Genomic DNA, 17262 nt, shown 5'->3' with positions numbered 1-17262 from the left:
ACAACAAGAAAATAGGCACTGCCACAGTAAAAATCGCAGGAAAAGGCTCTTACACAGGCACTATCACAAAGACGTTCAAGATAAATCCTGCCAAGCAGGAGATACAGAAACTCACGGCTAAGAGCAAGGCATTCTTTGTGGACTGGGCGCAGAAAGGCTCGGCTACCGGATATGAAATTCAGTACGCTACCAACTCAAAGTTCACAAGTGCAAAGAAAGTTACCATAACAAACAACAAGACCGACAAGACCACTGTTTCAAAGCTTTCAGGCAAAAAGAAATACTATGTTCGTGTTCGTTCGTATACAACTGTAAAGGGGACGAAATACTACGGCGCTTGGTCGGCTTCAAAGAGTGTGACTACTAAGAAGTAATTTTATATGAGAACAGCGTATCGCAGGGGGCTGCGGTACGCTGTTTTATTTTTACTTTGATATTGCAGTTCGAGGCCTCAAAAATTATTCTTTTCCTAGTCTTTCAGAAACTTCAAGCACCAATCGTTGGTCTTTTTCCGAAAGTTTCGATATGCTCTCAACTATTTTCTGTGTCAGGGCAGGGTTTTTGATGTCGTCATCACGCTTATATTAGTATTATTTCTCGACATATACCGCTAAAAAGGGCTATAATGTAAAAGTAAACTAATTTTAAACGGACATACCTTTGTCTGGCAATTATGCTATACTGAAAGCAAGATAAAACGACAAAATACGATGATTTGCCGCACCGATAATTTGACATTTTTGGTTAAAATAAAAAAATATTATTCGAAAACGTTATACTAAGCAGCCAGCTTAACAAATTCAAAATCAAATGTGGTATAATTGTAAGAAAGAGGGGTAATAAAATGGAAAATGAGCGTTTAGACAGAGTACTTGAAATATTTTATCGGCTTTTGCACGGCGAGGTCGTGCCTAATCGGCTTATTGCGGAGGAGTATAGGATATCATCAAAGAGTGTCAGTCGTGACGTTGCAAGGATAAACGATTTTCTTGCGGAACACAGGGAGCTTATGCAAAATGCCGAGGTCACATATTCGCACAAGGACAGGGCTTACATACTTAAAAGCGACGAGTTTCTGAAAAATCAGGAACTTTTTGCCTTGGTAAAAGTGATACTCGGGGCACGTTGTTTCAGCAAAGAAGATATGCTATTCATTGTATCTAAGCTGAGAAAGTTTACCACTGCCAATGACCGAAAGCTTCTTGATGAGGTGATCCTCAGGGAGATATATCATTATCACGAGGTACGCTCTGATTGCAACAGCGTGATAAACAATCTTTGGCGTCTTGTGCAGTGCATTGATGGTAAGAAGGTCATTTCGGTAACATATCTGAAAATGGACAGGAGCGAAGTTGTTAGGAAGCTGAAGCCTGCGGCGATAATGTTCAGCGAATATTATTTTTATCTTATCGCATATGCGGCAGATGATACCCAGTACAAGGCGAGGTATTTCCGCATTGACAGGATAAAAAATATTGTTGAGCACAGGGAAAATTTCCAGCTTGATCGTGAGCACAGCTTTGACGAGGGCGACCTGCGTGAGAAAAATCAGTTTATGTTTCCAGGGGACAACGTGCGGATAACCTTTGAGTTTTCGGGGTTGTCTTTGCAGGCAGTTCTTGACAGGTTGCCCACCGCAAAAATCATTGAGCAGAACGGCACAAAGAGTGTTATAACTGCCGAGGTCAACTACGGCAGGGGGATAATAATGTACCTGCTCTCCCAAGGCTCGTGGGTAAAAGTCCTTGAGCCAAAACCGCTGGTGGAGGATATGCTGGCAGAGATCGGGGCGATGGGGGAAAGGTATGAGGAGAAATGAAGGAGCTGAAAAATAATGCAACTTATTATATTAGGCATTATAGTACTTGTGATATGGGTATATATAGATGATAAAAAACAAAAAAGAAATCGCCGCTTGGTTATGAAATGCTCCCCTTTTGTTAGACAATGTGGTATAATAGAAATATACCAATAAAAAATCCAACAAAAGGGGGCATTTTTATGCCAAAAGGACAACCGAACAAAAGATACACACCGGAATTCAAAATCAAAGTAGTGGAAACAATGCACAGAGAAAAGTTAGGCTATCGTGAAACTGCACGTCAATTTGACATACCGAATAGCAGAGTAACAGCATGGGAACGAATCTATCTTGAGGAAGGAGCGGATGGACTTTACGCAGAACGCAGAGGAAGGAAATCCACAGGGCGACCTCCGAAAATTAAGAAAGAAGAAGATCTGATTGCAGAAGTACAGCGTCTTCGTGCGGAGAACGCATACTTAAAAAAATTGAATGCCTTGGTTGACGAGCGGGTACGGCAAGAGAAAAAGCACGAGTGATATGGGAACTGAGGCATGAACATAAGATAGGGCTGCTCATTGAGATTGCTGATATTCCCCGCAGTACCTACTACTATTACAGTAAGCAATTTGATCATCCAAAGCCGGATCGATATGCTGAGATCAAAACTGAAATACGCCGCATTTACGATGAAAGCAAAGGTCGTTACGGATATCGGAGAATCACCAAAGAATTGAAGAAGAAATTTGTTGTCAATCACAAGACAGTACAGAAACTGATGCGTAAAATGGGCATATTTTGCCATGTTCGTATGCATAAGTACCACTCATACAAGGGTAATGTCGGCAGAATTGCACCGAATCTTCTGGAACGGAATTTCAAAGCAGATCAGCCAAATCAAAAGTGGGTAACTGACGTTACTGAATTTGCTTTGTTTGGAATTAAGCTATATCTGTCACCGATCATTGATCTATATAATGGCGAAGTGATTTCATACAATCTAAGTCGTCATCCGAATTTGAATCAGGTAACGGATATGCTTGAGAAAGCATTTACAAAAATACCGGACAACACAAATCTGATTCTTCATTCAGACCAAGACTGGCAGTATCAACACAAGCACTATCAGAAAATGCTCAAAGAGAAAGGCATCAGGCAGAGTATGTCCCGAAAGGGGAATTGTCTTGACAATGCCTGTGCCGAGAATTTCTTCGGCTTGCTGAAAACAGAGCTTCTCTATTTGCAGGAATTTCATTCTGTCGAGCATTTTATTCAAGAGCTTCATGAATACATAGAATGGTACAACAACAAACGCATCAAGCTTAAGCTTAATGGTCTATCTCCTATAGATTTCAGACAGGAAGCTGCATAACAAAAGCGACCAAAATTCCTCTTAGTCGCTTTGCATAAATTTTCTTTTGAATCTTTGTCTAACTTTTTGGGGTCAGTTCAAATCAGCCGTGGGTGGCAATATTATTTTAAATATAAACTATTCTTTATTTTCCCAACGCTATCTTGCCCATTGCGTCTGCCTGCATGATAGCGTCATAAAGCTCGATAGGCTGTACGTCGCCTGCAAGATTGTGGATAGTTTCGCCTGGGATACAAGCGTTCTTTGCGATAGTTTCTACCTGCTCAGGTGTCGTTACACCGATCTCCTCGAGTGTGACAGGAAGTCCCACTTCAAGGCAGAAGTTCTGTACCTCTTCAAACTCTTCCTTTGGCGCACCCTCAAGTACAAGCTGAACCAGTGTGCCAAGGGCTACACAACAGCCGTGGTCTGCGTGCTTGATTCCCAATGATGTTACGCCATTGTAGAACGAGTGTGCAGCCGCACAGTTTACGTTGTCTGCTCCAACGCCTGAAAGATATACGTTAGCCTCGCAGATAGCTTCAAGGGCAGGTGTAACTGCGTGTACCTTGCAAGCCTCAACTGCCTGCTTGCCGTATGTTTTCAGCGTGTCATAGCAAAGTCTTGCAAGTGCCTGTCCTGCTCTTGTGATGCCTGTGCCTTCAAGGCTTGCAGACTCTGTTCTTATGGAAGCTCTGCCCTCAAAATATGTACCAAGTGCATCGCCCATGCCTGCAATAAGGAACTTTACAGGTGCGTTTGCGATAACTGTTGTGTCTACCATTACTGCGTCCGGATTGGTAGGATAGAAAAGATATTTGTCAAAGCTGTGGTCATCATTGTATATTACTGACAGACCTGTGCATGGCGCATCTGTTGCCGCAACTGTAGGCACGATAACAATGTGCTTGCCTGTGTAGTATGCTGTAGCCTTTGCAGTATCAACTGCGCTTCCGCCACCAACTGCAACGACTGTGTCGATGTTGTCAGCCTTTACTATCTCTTCCATTTTGGCGATCTCGCCCTTGCTTGATATGCCTCCGAAAACTTCGTAACGTCTGTAATCGTCAAGCTCGCCAAAGCTTTTCTCTATCTTGTCATGACAGGCTTTGTAGCCGCTGTTTGAACATACAAACAGCCACCTTTTGCCCATATAGCCCATTTCTTCATGAAACTTAAGTGTAGCATCTCTGCCCTGAACATATTTGAGCGGCTCACGCATTGCTCTGAGTCTTCCCATCATAATGAATTACCTCCGATTTGTTTGATTTATTAACTTTATACGGAATTCTCTCCGTATTTTCAATTAGATTATAGCATTTTGCACAAAAGATGCAAGGAACATTTTATAAATGATATGTGAATTATTTGTTGTGGCAACAATTGAAAATGTAAAGCTTGGAGGATGATAAAACAGAAAAAGCGGAGGCTCTTTGCGAGCTTTCCGCTTTTTTCATATGTTCAGCATTACGGAAGCGTAAAACATTCCGTCACCGTATTCAAATTTAGCTACGCCATTGTATTTGGCGGCAATGTTCTTGACAGACTCTGTGCCGATCCCTTTGCCTTTGCGTTTTGAGGAAAGGAAACCGCCTCGGGGTTGGTGAGGATAGTTCCAGTGAAGGTGTTGTCCACCGCCAAGCAAAGGGAATAGCTGTCAGCCTTTGCTCTGATTATTATTTTTTTATTCTTTGCACTGTCAGACGCGCAGCCGTGAATGGCGTTTTCGATAAGATTTCCGAAAAGCACAGAGAGGTCGGTTATGTCTATTTTTATATCATCTGGGATGTCAGCGCTCACCTTGTATTCAATGCCGCTGCTTTCCGCTATTTGAGCAAAATATGCAAGAAGTGCGCTTACAGATGTGTTTTTGCAGTAAATGCGTTCTGATATATCGGGCATAGAATCCCTGAAAGCGTTGAGATATTCCGAAAGCTTATCGTATTCGCCCTTTTTCAGAAGCTCCTGCATAAGAGCGATATGATGTCTGACATCATGCTTATAGCGTCTTGTTTCTTTTATCTTATCCTGCAAATAGTCATATTGCAGGTTCTGCATTTCAAGCAGGTGGTTATTTTCCTGAAGCCGCAGATTTTTCTGCTGCTCGATGACCAGCCGTGCCACGATGTAATACACCAGAAATGCCCCTGCGTTTATAAAGAACAGAGCTATGGTGTTCTTTGGCTCCAGAGCAAGCTCTAAGCTGCTTTTCGCAGAGTTGCCGTAGAGAGTATAATACCATATTATATAGAACGTAAATGGGATAAGCCAAAGATAGCGCCACTCCAGACCTGACGGCTCTCTTTCCACCGCAGGTGTGTAGACCTTTTTCATGTAGATAAAAAGCGGTCCCCATACCACGGCTTCTGTCATAAGCATACAAAGGGAAAACGACCAGCGGTATGACTCATAGGCAAGTGACGGGAACAGAATGCCCTCCAGACATTTTGAGGTAATGACGATAAAGCTTGCGTTATTTGACAGCAGAAGCAGTGTGAAGCCTGTTTTGCCGACCTTGACCTTCACAGCGAAAAAGTAAAAAGCCGCATAGAGCAGGGTGCTGACTGCACTTAGCAGACCTGCATTTGTGCTGAAAAATGCCGCCTGCCAGCCTAAAAAGATCTGCACCAGTGAAAGAGCCACAACAAGTCCCACGGTAGCTGTTTTGGAAAAGCGAAGTCTATGCCGGAAGGGATAAAGGGCAAGCACCATAAGTGGCAGAAAATTCAGAAGGGAATATATGCCCACTTCCACAAGGCGGTATAAAGGAGGCATTACTGCTCACCGCCTTTTCGCAGATCACTGAAGCGAAACTGAGCGAAGGCGTCTAGTGTTTCTCTGGATTTTCGGCGACTTATGGGGATATGTGTGCCGTCGCTCATTATGAAAAGGTCGCTTTTTTGCTGGGCTATCTCATAGAAATTCACGATGACGCCTTTGGTGGAGGTGTAAAAGTATGAATGACTGCAAAAAATGCTCTCGATCTCAGCGAAAGAATTTCTTGAAACTATGTTTTCACCGTCTGTGCAATGGATAGTCACGATATGTGACGCACAGTCTATGTAGATAACATTTCTGAGTATCACGTTCTGACCATCGGGAAGCTTAACGGAACGCATACGATCAATTTCATCAGAACCGATCCGGTCAAGCATGGCTTTTACTTTGTCAGCCTGAAAGGGCTTGCAAAGATAGTAGCAGGCGTTGAGGTCGTAGCTTTCGCTTGCAAACTCGTTGCTTGAGGTTCCAAATGCGATATGGACGCTTTTGTCTGTTTCACGAAGCTTTTCTGCGACCTCTATCCCTGTCATTTTCCCCATGAATATATCAAGCACAACCAGATCATAAGCTCCCATCTGCCAACATGACAAAAAGCTTTCTCCGCTTGAAAACGTATCTATCTGACAGCTGTGAGCGGTTTGTTCGGAAATATATTCATGAAGAAGTGCAAGGTCGTTTTTATTATCGTCTACCAATGCCACTCTCATACTGTAAAAATCCTTTCTTATACATGATTTCTTAATATATAATAACACATATCAAAGCAAAATTCAAGCATTATTCATTTATTTTATTACCGCTTGTGCAGGTTTTTGACCGTTTGTGCCAAATCTATTGACAAAGTGTGTAGGCTATGTTAAAATAATCGAGTAAAATTATGTTCTGAGTAAAAAAGAAAAATCAGCAACAAAAAAATATTATGGAGGAATTAGAATGAAAAAGAAAATTTTAAGTCTTTTGGTGACGGGCTGTCTTTTGTTTGTGCCGACAACGGCATTTGCAGACGATAATAAGACGGTAATAAAAACTGTTGACGACCTGTTGGCGTTTTCAAAAGCGGTAAACAACGGAGATTATGACAAGAATAAGGACGCAGTTGTTGTTCTTGAAAATGACCTTGACTTGACAGGTGTTGTATGGACGCCTATCGGAAACGTTTTCGATGAAAACGGCTATATTGAACATTGTTTCAGCGGCAAATTCTACGGAAACGGTCATACTATTTCAAACATTGATTTTACGTCTATTTATGGTAAAGATTTGTTGGTCGGTTTCTTTGGCGATATCGAGGAAGCAGAGGTATCAGGTCTGACTATAGAGGGAAATCTGGATGTGACAAATACTGATAACGAATATACTGTTTATGGCACTATTGCAGGATTTGCAGGTGATTGTACTATTTCTGATTGTGTGTCAAACGTATCGTTCAACAATAACGGCAAATATGTTTATGGCTTCATAGGCATGGTAGGTCAGGCATACGGCACAACTTTTGAATATTGTGAGAACACAGCAGACATAACTATCTCAGGCGACAGCGGAAGTGTTTATGTCGGCGGTATAGTTGGATATGCGCAGATTGGAACGGAAGTCCGCTATTGTTCAAGCACAGGCGATATGGTATATGCTGCACCAGACGCCGGCGGTATCGTAGGACGTTTGTATGGCGATTCCAAGGTTATAAACAGCTATGTTACAGGAAAACTCACGCCGGTTGGCAACGGAACCACAGATGTAGGCGGTATCGTTGGTTCAGTAGCCGGCGGTTCTGTAAGTGATTGCTATTTTGCAGGAGAAATTGACCTTTCACAGTACTCAGCCAAAAAGCCATATACACGTTTCGGCGGAATAGTGGGGAAGGATTCCTCGTCTACAACTGACTTTAAAAACAACTATTTCACAGAAACAGAAGATGTTGAAGCTTGCGGTTCAAATAAAGAAGCAGGCAAGGCTAAAGCTTATGACTATATGACAACAAAAGAATTTTATGACGAGCTGACAGCCGACGGTGCAAAGTATCAGTATGTTGAGGGAAAAACGCCTGTCCTGCCAACTAAGGAGTATGCAGTTGATTTTGAAGTAACACCTGCTGACCTGAAAAATGTTGTAATAAAGGTAGACGAAAAAGAGATAACAAGTAATACTGCAATGCTTACAGCAGGCACTTACACAGTAGAGGTAACTGCTGACGATTGCGAGCTTCTCAGCAAGGAAATAACTATTTCAGCAGATATCGCAACACATACACAGGCTTTTGAACTTGCATACAAGTCAGCAGACTATACAGAGCTTGACAAGGCAGAGAAAGCCGCAAAGGCTCTCAACAAGGACGATTATGAGGACTTCTCAGAAGTCGAAAAGGCTCTTGCCGCTATTGACAGAACAAAGAACATCACAGAGCAGGCTGAGGTGGACGCTATGGCAAAGGCTATAAACGATGCTGTGGCAAACCTTGTAAAGAAAACACCTGCTTCTTCACAGCCTGACAGCGAGAACAGCTCTGATAATTCTTCTGATATATCAAGCAGTTCTGCTGTTGACAGCTCTTCTGCCGACAGCAAGGCAGCTGACAGCAAGTCAGACAGCAGCTCAAAGGCAGCTTCAAACGCTTCAAACACAAACCCATCAACCGGCGTTGCAGGCGGAGCATTCGCTCTTGCACTTCTGAGCGGTGCGGCTGTGGTCATGGCTAAGAAGAAAAAGTAAATAAGATCTCCCCTATTGTTGATATTTCGGAGAAAGGCGGTTCCTTGTGGACTGCCTTTTTTCTGTTTGCAGGAAAGCGGAATTTGCCTGCATAATTCAGGGCGTTTTTTTGCAAAGAAGCATAAAAATGCAATTATTTTATATTGATACTGCAAAATCGTCCGCGCAAGCTTAAACTAACTATTGATAATAGTCAATATCTTTTATTATCTATTTTATACCATGAAATTACATTTATTCATAAAAAATCATCATAGATTTAAACGAAATGTAAAAAATCAGCTCACAAAATCTGCGTTTACCCTTGCAATTCAGAAAAATATGTGGTATAATTATATTGCTGTAATAGGAGCACAGCATGAAATGCTGGCAGTGTGTTTTCAATTGTCAGATGAATTTCTGTATAGCTTATGCTTAATAATAAGGAAAGAAAATGAATGTGTCAGCGTATGCTGTTTCATTATAGCGCCTATTAACGATATTTTTTTGAAAAGGAGTTATTGCAACATGTCAAAGATCGATTTGAGCAAGTACGGTATCACCGGAACTACAGAAGTTGTTTACAACCCTTCTTACGAGCAGCTGTTCGAGGAAGAAACAAAGCCAACACTCGAAGGCTATGAAAAGGGTCAGGAAAGTGAGCTTGGCGCAGTAAACGTTATGACAGGCGTTTATACAGGCCGTTCACCTAAAGATAAGTTCATCGTTATGGACGAAAATTCTAAGGACACTGTTTGGTGGACTTCTGACGAGTACAAGAACGACAACCACCCAGCTTCACAGGAGGCTTGGAAGTCTGTTAAGGAACTCGCTATCAAGGAACTTTCAAATAAGAGACTTTTCGTAGTTGACGCATTCTGCGGCGCTAACAAGGATACAAGAATGGCTATCCGTTTCATCGTTGAGGTTGCTTGGCAGGCTCACTTTGTAACAAATATGTTCATCAAGCCAACTGCTGAGGAGCTTGAGAACTTTGAGCCTGACTTCGTTGTATACAACGCTTCAAAGGCTAAGGTAGAGAACTATAAGGAGCTTGGTCTTAACTCTGAGACAGCAGTTATGTTCAACATCACAAGCCGTGAGCAGGTAATCATCAACACTTGGTACGGCGGAGAGATGAAGAAGGGTATGTTCTCAATGATGAACTACTTCCTTCCACTCAAGGGCATGGCTTCAATGCACTGCTCAGCTAACACAGACAAGAACGGTGAGAACACAGCTATCTTCTTTGGTCTGTCCGGTACAGGTAAGACAACACTTTCTACAGACCCTAAGAGACTTCTTATCGGTGACGACGAGCACGGCTGGGACGACAACGGAGTATTCAACTTCGAGGGCGGCTGCTATGCTAAGGTAATCAACCTTGATAAGGAATCTGAGCCTGATATCTACAACGCTATCAGAAGAGATGCTCTTCTTGAGAACGTAACTCTTGACGAGAACGGCAAGATCGACTTTGCTGATAAGAGCGTTACAGAGAACACTCGTGTATCTTATCCTATCGACCATATCAAGAACATTGTAAGACCTATTTCTTCTGCACCTGCTGCAAAGAACGTTATCTTCCTTTCAGCAGACGCATTTGGCGTACTGCCTCCAGTATCTATCCTCACACCAGAGCAGACACAGTATTACTTCCTCTCTGGCTTTACTGCAAAGCTTGCAGGTACAGAGCGTGGAATCACTGAGCCTACACCAACATTCTCAGCTTGCTTCGGTCAGGCTTTCCTTGAGCTTCACCCAACAAAGTATGCTGAAGAGCTTGTTAAGAAGATGGAGAAGAGCGGTGCTAAGGCATACCTGGTAAACACAGGTTGGAACGGCACAGGCAAGAGAATCTCTATCAAGGATACTCGTGGAATCATCGACGCTATCCTTAACGGCGATATTCTCAACGCACCTACAAAGAAGATACCACACTTTGACTTTGAAGTTCCAACAGAGCTTCCAGGCGTTGATCCTGCAATTCTCGATCCTCGTGACACATATGCTGACGCTTCCGAGTGGGAGACAAAGGCTAAGGATCTTGCAAGCAGATTTGTTAAGAACTTTGCTAAGTATGAGGGCAACCCAGCAGGTAAGGCTCTTGTATCAGCAGGTCCAAAGGAATAATCAATAACTCTGATACTATTATATAGTATAAAAGCTGCTGTGCCTTTTGGTGCGGCAGCTTTTTTGTGCTCTTGAAAAAGTGTGATGAAGGTGGTATAATTGGTATGGAGGCGAATCTAGTTTGGAAAAGAAGAATTATGCCGCAAGGGCGGCTATATATGCCATGGGGCTTGTGATACTTGCAGCAGGGATAACGATGAACATCAAAACAGGGCTAGGTGTATCCACTATTATATCAGTGCCATTTGCCATATCGAGTATATGGGATGTGAATTTTTCTCTTGTGACTTTTGCTACATATGCACTGTTCGTTGTGATAGAAATGATAATAAAAGGCAGCGACAGAACTGTTATAGACTGGCTGCAAATACCATTCAGCATTGTGTTCAGCATGCTACTGAATATGTTTTCAAAGCTGCTAGATTTCAATTTCGGACATTTGTGGCAAAACACGCTGTATCTTGCAGCAGCGATAATCTGCACGGGTGCTGGAATGTCAATGATGATAGCCATGAAGTTCGTGCCGAACCCAGCCGACGGTCTTGCTCAGGCTATAGGAAAAGCCTTTGGAAAGAACATGGGCTTTGGCAAGAATATACTTGACGCATCGTGTGTTGCCATTGCCTGCGTGATAGGTCTGCTGTTTGACAAGCGGATAATAGGTATCGGTATCGGAACGGTGGCGGCTATGCTCCTTGTGGGAAGGTGCGTGGCAGTATTCGACCATTTCTTCAAAGACAGAATGAAAAGTGCCGCAGGGCTTGCAGAATAAAAAACGCCGCAGAGGACAGATATCTCTGCGGCGTTTGTGTATTTATATAATAAAAAATCCGCTCTACATAACGTAAAGCGGATACAAGCAAAAGCTTAAACTTTTGCTGGCGCGGATTGAGAGATTTGAACTCTCGCGCCCGTTTCCAGACCTACTCCCTTAGCAGGGGAGCCCCTTCACCACTTGGGTAAATCCGCAAACCTGTATATATAAAAAATGTGGCGGACAGGGTGGGATTCGAACCCACGGTACGTTGCCGTATCACTGGTTTTCAAGACCAGCTCCTTAAACCACTCGGACACCTGTCCACATTAATTATTTGTTTTTGTGTCGTTCTCTCTCAGCGACTTAATCATTATAGCACAGTTCATCTGTCTTGTCAACCCCTTTTTCAAATTTTTTTGCGAAATTTTTTTAAGCATAAATATTCCTTCGTATGCTAACGTAAATATTCCTTCGTATGCTAACGATACTTGACGAAATCTTATAAATATGGTATAATAAATCACAGCTTTGTATGTTTTATCACTTTATATGATAATTTATACAGAAAATTTTTTATGGAGGCGACTTTATTATGAAGATGACTGTAAGTCAGGCTATGGTTGAATGTTTGAAAGCTGAGAACGTAAAAGTCGTCTTTGGCTATCCCGGAGCTGCTATCTGTCCTTTCTATGACGCTTTGCTGGATGCTGAAAACGACATCAGGCAGGTGCTTGTGAGACAGGAGGCTAACGGTGGTCATGCGGCTAACGGCTATGCACGAATTTCAGGTAAGCCTGCGGTCTGTATCGCTACATCAGGTCCGGGTGCAACTAATCTTATTACTGCTATTGCTACCGCTTATGCGGATTCTATACCTATCGTGTGCATAACAGGTCAGGTGAATACCGACCAGATAGGCTCTGACGTTTTTCAGGAGGCTGACATTACAGGCTCGGCTGAGCCGTTCGTTAAGCACAGCTATCTTCTCAAAGACCCTGAGGACACTGCGAGAGTGTTCAAAGAGGCTTTCTATATTGCAGGCACGGGCAGACCGGGTCCTGTGCTTATAGATATCCCTATGGACGTTCAGAAAGCTGTTATCGACTTTGAGTACCCTGAAAAGTGCGAGATAAGAAGCTATAAGCCTACCACAAAGGGCAACTACGTTCAGGTAAGGCGTGTAATGGCGGCGTTGGAAGAGGCTGAGAAGCCGCTTATCTGTATTGGCGGAGGTGTTTTTGCCGCTCACGCTGAGAACGAGATAAGAGAGCTTGCCGACTTTATGCAGATACCTGTTATCACAACTATGATGGGCATTTCTGTTTTCCCTGATGACGATCAGCTTTTCTGCGGCATGATAGGTACTCACGGTGTCAAAATGGCTAACGCTGCTGTGAATGAGTGCGACGTGCTGTTCCTTGTGGGCGCAAGAGTTGGCGACAGAGCCGTTAAAACACCTTTGGCTCTGGAGAAAACTACTAAGATAATACATATAGATATCGACCCTGCGGAGATAGGCAAGAATATCGGTGCTGACCTGCCTCTCGTTGGCGACGCAAAGCTTGTTTTACAGCAAATGACGGAGCTTGCAAAGCCTATGAAGCACGATGAGTGGATAGCTCACATCAAGACCCTTGGGGGCGAGAGAAAGTATGTTGAGCCTGCAAAGGGTACTGTCAATCCGAGGGTGTTTATCGACAGGCTTGCAAAGAAAATGCCTGCCAATGTTACTGTTGTGGCAGATGTTGGACAAAATCAGATATGGACCTGCACTGAATATAAGTTCCGCAAAGAGGGCAGACTTCTTACCTCAGGCGGCATGGGTACGATGGGCTATTCTGTGCCTGCGGCGATAGGTGCAAAAATGGCTGACGACAGCAGAGCAACAGTTGCTATATGCGGTGACGGAGCTTTTCAGATGTCGTTCATGGAGCTTGCAACAGCTGTTCAGTTCGGCGTTGATATAAAGGTGGTAGTAATGACAAACAACCGCCTTGGCATGGTAAGAGAGCTTCAGACAAACGGCTATCATGACAGACAGACAGCAGTTTTTCTTGACGGCTCTCCTGACTTTATCAAGCTTGCAGAAGCTTATGGCATACCTGCAATGAGAGTTTATGACGATGATACTATGGAAAAGGGCGTCGAAATGCTTGCTGAACATAAGGGTATATGCCTTGTTGAAGTCGTTGTGGATAAGGATATGCCAACATTATAAGGTCGATATTTTAACTATCTGTAGCGTTTACAGTATATAGCGTTTACGTTCAAGAAATCTTAATAATAAACTGATATAATTAAAAATCAAGGAAAGGTTTCCTTATGGAGGTTGATTTATGAAACATACGATCTCAGTTCTTGTAGAAAACCACAGCGGTGTTCTATCAAGAATTTCCGGACTGTTTTCAAGACGTGGGTTCAATATCGAGAGCCTTGCAGTAGGTCCGACTCATGACCCTGACGTTTCAAGAATAACGATAGTTGCTGACGGTGACGAGCATACAGTTGAGCAGATCGAGAAACAGCTCAATAAGCTTATAGAAGTCATCAAGGTAAAGACTTTTGAGGCTAATGAGTATCTCGCAAGAGAGCTTATGATAGTCAAGGTGTCTGCGGTCGCAAACAGACGCAGTGAGATAATGACTATTGCGGATATCACAGGGGCTAAGGTCATGGATATAACGCTTACGACAATGACATTGGAGCTTTGCGACACTTACGCTCACCTTTGCAGATTTGAGGAGGTCATAGCACCTTACGGAATAATCGAAATGGTAAGAACAGGCACTATCGCAATAGAGAAAGGCTCTGACACATTCAATGCAGGCAAATAAACTTTGATTATATAGCCGAAAGGTACATAAAATAAATCTTAAATTTCTGAATTTGGAGGAATTAACAATGGCACAGGCAAGAATATTCTATCAGCAGGATTGCGACATTAACGTACTCAAGGGTAAGAGAGTTGCCATTATCGGTTACGGTTCACAGGGTCACGCTCATGCACTCAACCTTAAGGAGAGCGGTGTTGACGTAGTAGTAGGTCTTTACGAAGGTTCTAAGAGCTGGGCAAAGGCTGAGCAGCAGGGTCTTACAGTTATGACAACTGAGGAAGCTGCAAAGACATCTGACATCATCATGATCCTTATTCCTGATGAGAAGCAGGCTGCACTTTATAAGAAATCTATCGAGCCATACCTCACAGAGGGTAAGACTCTTGCATTCGCACACGGCTTTAACATTCACTTCGGCTGCATCGTACCACCAAAGAATGTCAATGTTATCATGATCGCACCTAAGGCTCCTGGTCACACAGTACGTTCTGAGTATCAGGCTGGTAAGGGTACACCTTGCCTTATCGCAGTTGAGCAGGATGCAACAGGCAACGCACAGGATATCGGACTTGCATATGCACTTGGTATCGGCGGAGCAAGAGCAGGTGTTCTTGAGACAACATTCAGAACAGAAACAGAAACAGACCTCTTCGGTGAGCAGGCAGTTCTCTGCGGTGGTGTTTGCGCACTTATGCAGGCTGGTTTTGAAACACTTTGTGAAGCTGGTTATGACCCAAGAAACGCATACTTTGAGTGTATCCATGAGATGAAGCTCATCGTTGACCTTATCTATCAGTCAGGTTTCGAGGGCATGAGATATTCTATCTCTAACACAGCTGAGTACGGCGACTATATCACAGGTCCAAAGATCGTTACTGAGGACACAAAGAAGGCTATGAAGAAGGTTCTGTCTGACATTCAGGACGGTACATTCGCTAAGGACTTCCTCCTTGATATGAGCGACGCTGGTTCACAGGTACACTTCAAGGCTATGAGAAAGCTCCATGCTGAGCATCCTTCTGAGAAGGTTGGTAAGGAGATCAGAAAGCTCTACAGCTGGAACAACGATGACGAGAAGCTCATCAACAACTAATTTGCAGAATTAATATTATTGCATAAAAAGAGAACGGCTTGCAATGCAGGTCGTTCTTTTTTTGTTTAAAGAAAATAGTGACGAAAATAATTTTTTCGTCCATAAAAAATCAGCTTTTACTTGTTTTTACATAAGACCACCCGTCACCGAGGTTATCCTCGCCCCCTGATGAGCTTATGGGTGAGCGGTAAATATAGTAATGGTCATAAATGGTATAAAATTTCACTGTCAAGCCGTCACAGTCGATATATGTGATATTTCTGCGCTCCAGCTCCTCAAGCTCTTTCTTCACAGACTTGCAGGCATTGTTTTCAGTGAGTGATTTAATGGAGCATTTGCCCTTTGGCAGTGTCGGCTTTTCGCATGAAATGCTTTCTATCATAAATTCCGCAGTGGTCTGAAAGTTAGCCTTATTGTCATTGAAAACGGCTTTTATCTGGCTGTCAGAGCGCATATAGTGCTGATGCCAGAAGCCGAGTGCTACTGCAAGAATAACGACTATCCAAATTATCCACTTGGCTTTTCTGCCTGTTGACCATTTGCGAAGCTTGCTGTCAGCACCCATATCTTCCTCGCTGACAATTGGATTTATCTGGTCGCTCATTATTTTACGAACGCCTCCAATCTGTAGATAGGCATACCCATGTCTGAGAATTTCTTCTCATATTCCGTTACGATATTGCCCTCAAAGCCGCTGTTGTGAAGGTCGAGAGAAATGTTTTTAAGTCCGTAATTTGCCGCAGAGAACTCCTCCAAGGAGAACTCAAAAAAGTGCATATTGTCGGTCTTTTGGTATATCTCGCCTTTGTCCACAAGGATACGTCTGTATATTTCAAGAAAAGCTCGGTATGTGAGCCTATGACGTGCGTATGTATTTTTAGGATACGGACAGCTAAAGTTAAGGTAGATACACTCCACTGACTTTTCAGGGATAAAGCAATCCAGATATTCAGCCTCGCCCCTTGCAAATCTCAGGTTCGGTATGCCCTCGTCTATAGCCATTTGTGCGGCGTCAACTATAACGTTACTGCTTTTTTCTACTGCAAGGAAATTCTTGTCAGGATTTCTCTTTGCTATCTCTCTTGCAAACTGACCCTTTCCACAGCCTATCTCCAGCACAAGGGGATTGCTGTTTCCGAATATCTTCTCAAAGTCAATAAGCTGTTTGTTTGATTTGTCCTGAAAATTCTTCTCGTCACGGTCAAGATATAAAATATAATCTCCGCAGGCTTCAAGACGTGCCTCAAGATTTTTCTTTCTTCTCATTCTCATATGGGATAAACTCTCCTGTTATTTATTAGAATATTTGTGCAGAAAATAGTCCTTATCAGACGTGACCTTTAGCCACTGCACAGCCGACCCTGTGAGCATATTTTCATAAGGATAAACTGTGAGCATGACTTCGGGTGTGTCCTCACCGCTGAAATGAGGGGTCACCTTAAAAGCTATCTCGCAGTTGAGCCGTTGGACGACCTCTTCCTCGGTGAGCTTTCTGAAAAGCACTGAGGTGTCCTTTTCGGCGATAGGTATTTTGGTAAACTTCGCCTGATAAATTTTCTTGCCGTCCTTTTTGGTGACAAGTGAAAAGCCATGCTTCACAAGGGTTATCTTTCCGCCATGGTTTTCGTAGTATTCAAGGTTTGAAAAGGTAACACGTCCGTCATTGACAGCTTCACCCGATATCGAAACGCAAAGCCCTTTGTCTGACGCTTTCCCTGCACTCTCCACTCCGAAAGCAAAGGGAAGTCCGTCTATCATTATCTCTCCGCAGGTGGAAAACTGCAACTTCACCTGCTTTTTCTTCAAGCCTGCAAATGGATTTTTCAT

At 43.2% G+C, this 17262-nt stretch carries 17 protein-coding genes and 2 tRNA genes; 10 read left to right on the top strand and 9 right to left on the bottom strand.

Annotation, left to right across the window (positions count from 1 at the left end; genetic code table 11):
• From DW793_RS08710 to DW793_RS08695, 4 genes are all read left to right on the top strand, one after another.
• Window positions 1–374, top strand: a 374-nt coding sequence (locus DW793_RS08710) for a fibronectin type III domain-containing protein (protein WP_147342181.1), incomplete at its 5' end; no start/stop codon positions are given.
• A gap of 470 nt (window positions 375–844) precedes the next feature.
• On the top strand, window positions 845–1819 hold the full coding sequence (locus DW793_RS08705; protein ID WP_118157648.1) for a helix-turn-helix transcriptional regulator: 975 nt from the start codon (window positions 845–847) through the stop codon (window positions 1817–1819).
• Between the two features lie 182 nt (window positions 1820–2001).
• Window positions 2002–2340: a helix-turn-helix domain-containing protein gene (locus tag DW793_RS08700; RefSeq protein ID WP_118157647.1), complete on the top strand. Its 339-nt coding sequence runs from the start codon at window positions 2002–2004 to the stop codon at window positions 2338–2340.
• The gene (locus DW793_RS08695; protein ID WP_118157646.1) at window positions 2337–3173 is read left to right on the top strand and encodes an IS3 family transposase; all 837 of its coding nucleotides are present in this window, start codon (window positions 2337–2339) and stop codon (window positions 3171–3173) included. Before DW793_RS08700 ends, DW793_RS08695 begins: the two co-directional genes overlap by 4 nt.
• A gap of 124 nt (window positions 3174–3297) precedes the next feature.
• Here the strand turns inward: DW793_RS08695 and DW793_RS08690 are convergent, their stop codons facing one another.
• The 4 genes from DW793_RS08690 to DW793_RS08680 form a co-directional block, all read right to left on the bottom strand.
• Window positions 3298–4395 carry a glycerol dehydrogenase gene (locus tag DW793_RS08690; protein ID WP_022286582.1) on the bottom strand — a complete coding sequence of 366 codons (1098 nt, stop codon included), beginning with the start codon at window positions 4393–4395 and terminating at the stop codon, window positions 3298–3300.
• 210 nt (window positions 4396–4605) lie between these two features.
• A complete protein-coding gene (locus tag DW793_RS15405) occupies window positions 4606–4686 on the bottom strand; it encodes a hypothetical protein (protein WP_252969786.1) in 81 nt (26 codons plus the stop codon).
• The gene (locus DW793_RS08685; RefSeq protein ID WP_252969785.1) at window positions 4662–5927 is read right to left on the bottom strand and encodes a GHKL domain-containing protein; all 1266 of its coding nucleotides are present in this window, start codon (window positions 5925–5927) and stop codon (window positions 4662–4664) included. The genes DW793_RS15405 and DW793_RS08685 overlap by 25 nt, the downstream gene beginning before the upstream one ends.
• The gene (locus tag DW793_RS08680) at window positions 5927–6640 is read right to left on the bottom strand and encodes a LytR/AlgR family response regulator transcription factor (protein WP_118157645.1); all 714 of its coding nucleotides are present in this window, start codon (window positions 6638–6640) and stop codon (window positions 5927–5929) included. The genes DW793_RS08685 and DW793_RS08680 overlap by 1 nt, the downstream gene beginning before the upstream one ends.
• 226 nt (window positions 6641–6866) lie before the next feature.
• Here DW793_RS08680 and DW793_RS08675 point away from each other — a divergent pair, with 226 nt between their 5' ends.
• From DW793_RS08675 to DW793_RS08665, 3 genes are all read left to right on the top strand, one after another.
• Entirely contained in the window at window positions 6867–8639 is a 1773-nt protein-coding gene (locus tag DW793_RS08675) for a GLUG motif-containing protein (RefSeq protein ID WP_118157644.1), read from the top strand.
• Between the two features lie 507 nt (window positions 8640–9146).
• On the top strand, window positions 9147–10751 hold the full coding sequence (pckA, locus tag DW793_RS08670) for a phosphoenolpyruvate carboxykinase (ATP) (protein WP_117903849.1): 1605 nt from the start codon (window positions 9147–9149) through the stop codon (window positions 10749–10751).
• Window positions 10752–10872: 121 nt separating this feature from the next.
• Window positions 10873–11523, top strand: coding sequence for a YczE/YyaS/YitT family protein (locus tag DW793_RS08665; protein WP_252969783.1), 651 nt, complete (start codon window positions 10873–10875; stop codon window positions 11521–11523).
• A gap of 107 nt (window positions 11524–11630) precedes the next feature.
• On the opposite strand, the gene DW793_RS08660 is transcribed toward DW793_RS08665, so the two are convergent.
• Together DW793_RS08660 and DW793_RS08655 are read right to left on the bottom strand one after the other, a co-directional pair.
• Window positions 11631–11720: transfer RNA gene (locus tag DW793_RS08660), tRNA-Ser, on the bottom strand.
• Between the two features lie 22 nt (window positions 11721–11742).
• A tRNA-Ser gene (locus DW793_RS08655) sits at window positions 11743–11831 on the bottom strand.
• Window positions 11832–12100: 269 nt separating this feature from the next.
• On the opposite strand from DW793_RS08655, the gene ilvB reads away from it, so the two are divergent.
• The 3 genes from ilvB to ilvC all read left to right on the top strand — a co-directional run bounded on the left by ilvB (window position 12101) and on the right by ilvC (window position 15435).
• Window positions 12101–13726, top strand: coding sequence for a biosynthetic-type acetolactate synthase large subunit (gene ilvB, locus DW793_RS08650; RefSeq protein ID WP_118157643.1), 1626 nt, complete (start codon window positions 12101–12103; stop codon window positions 13724–13726).
• Between the two features lie 118 nt (window positions 13727–13844).
• Window positions 13845–14342, top strand: coding sequence for an acetolactate synthase small subunit (gene ilvN, locus DW793_RS08645; protein ID WP_022287490.1), 498 nt, complete (start codon window positions 13845–13847; stop codon window positions 14340–14342).
• A 67-nt stretch (window positions 14343–14409) separates the two neighbouring features.
• Window positions 14410–15435: a ketol-acid reductoisomerase gene (gene ilvC / locus DW793_RS08640; protein ID WP_041337504.1), complete on the top strand. Its 1026-nt coding sequence runs from the start codon at window positions 14410–14412 to the stop codon at window positions 15433–15435.
• Window positions 15436–15544: 109 nt separating this feature from the next.
• Here ilvC and DW793_RS08635 read toward each other — a convergent pair whose 3' ends face one another.
• From DW793_RS08635 to DW793_RS08625, 3 genes are read right to left on the bottom strand one after another with little or no spacing between them, the layout of a single operon-like run.
• Window positions 15545–16039: a hypothetical protein gene (locus tag DW793_RS08635; RefSeq protein ID WP_118157642.1), complete on the bottom strand. Its 495-nt coding sequence runs from the start codon at window positions 16037–16039 to the stop codon at window positions 15545–15547.
• Window positions 16039–16707: a tRNA (guanosine(46)-N7)-methyltransferase TrmB gene (gene trmB, locus DW793_RS08630; RefSeq protein WP_041337508.1), complete on the bottom strand. Its 669-nt coding sequence runs from the start codon at window positions 16705–16707 to the stop codon at window positions 16039–16041. Before trmB ends, DW793_RS08635 begins: the two co-directional genes overlap by 1 nt.
• A gap of 18 nt (window positions 16708–16725) precedes the next feature.
• A complete protein-coding gene (locus DW793_RS08625; protein ID WP_118157641.1) occupies window positions 16726–17262 on the bottom strand; it encodes a hypothetical protein in 537 nt (178 codons plus the stop codon).

It is taken from the genome of Ruminococcus sp. AM31-15AC, from assembly GCF_003462045.1.
Classification (GTDB): Bacteria; Bacillota; Clostridia; order Oscillospirales; family Ruminococcaceae; genus Hominimerdicola; species Hominimerdicola aceti.
The sequence above is the reverse complement of the archived record's forward strand: the minus strand, read 5'-3'. Positions and strand labels throughout refer to the sequence as shown.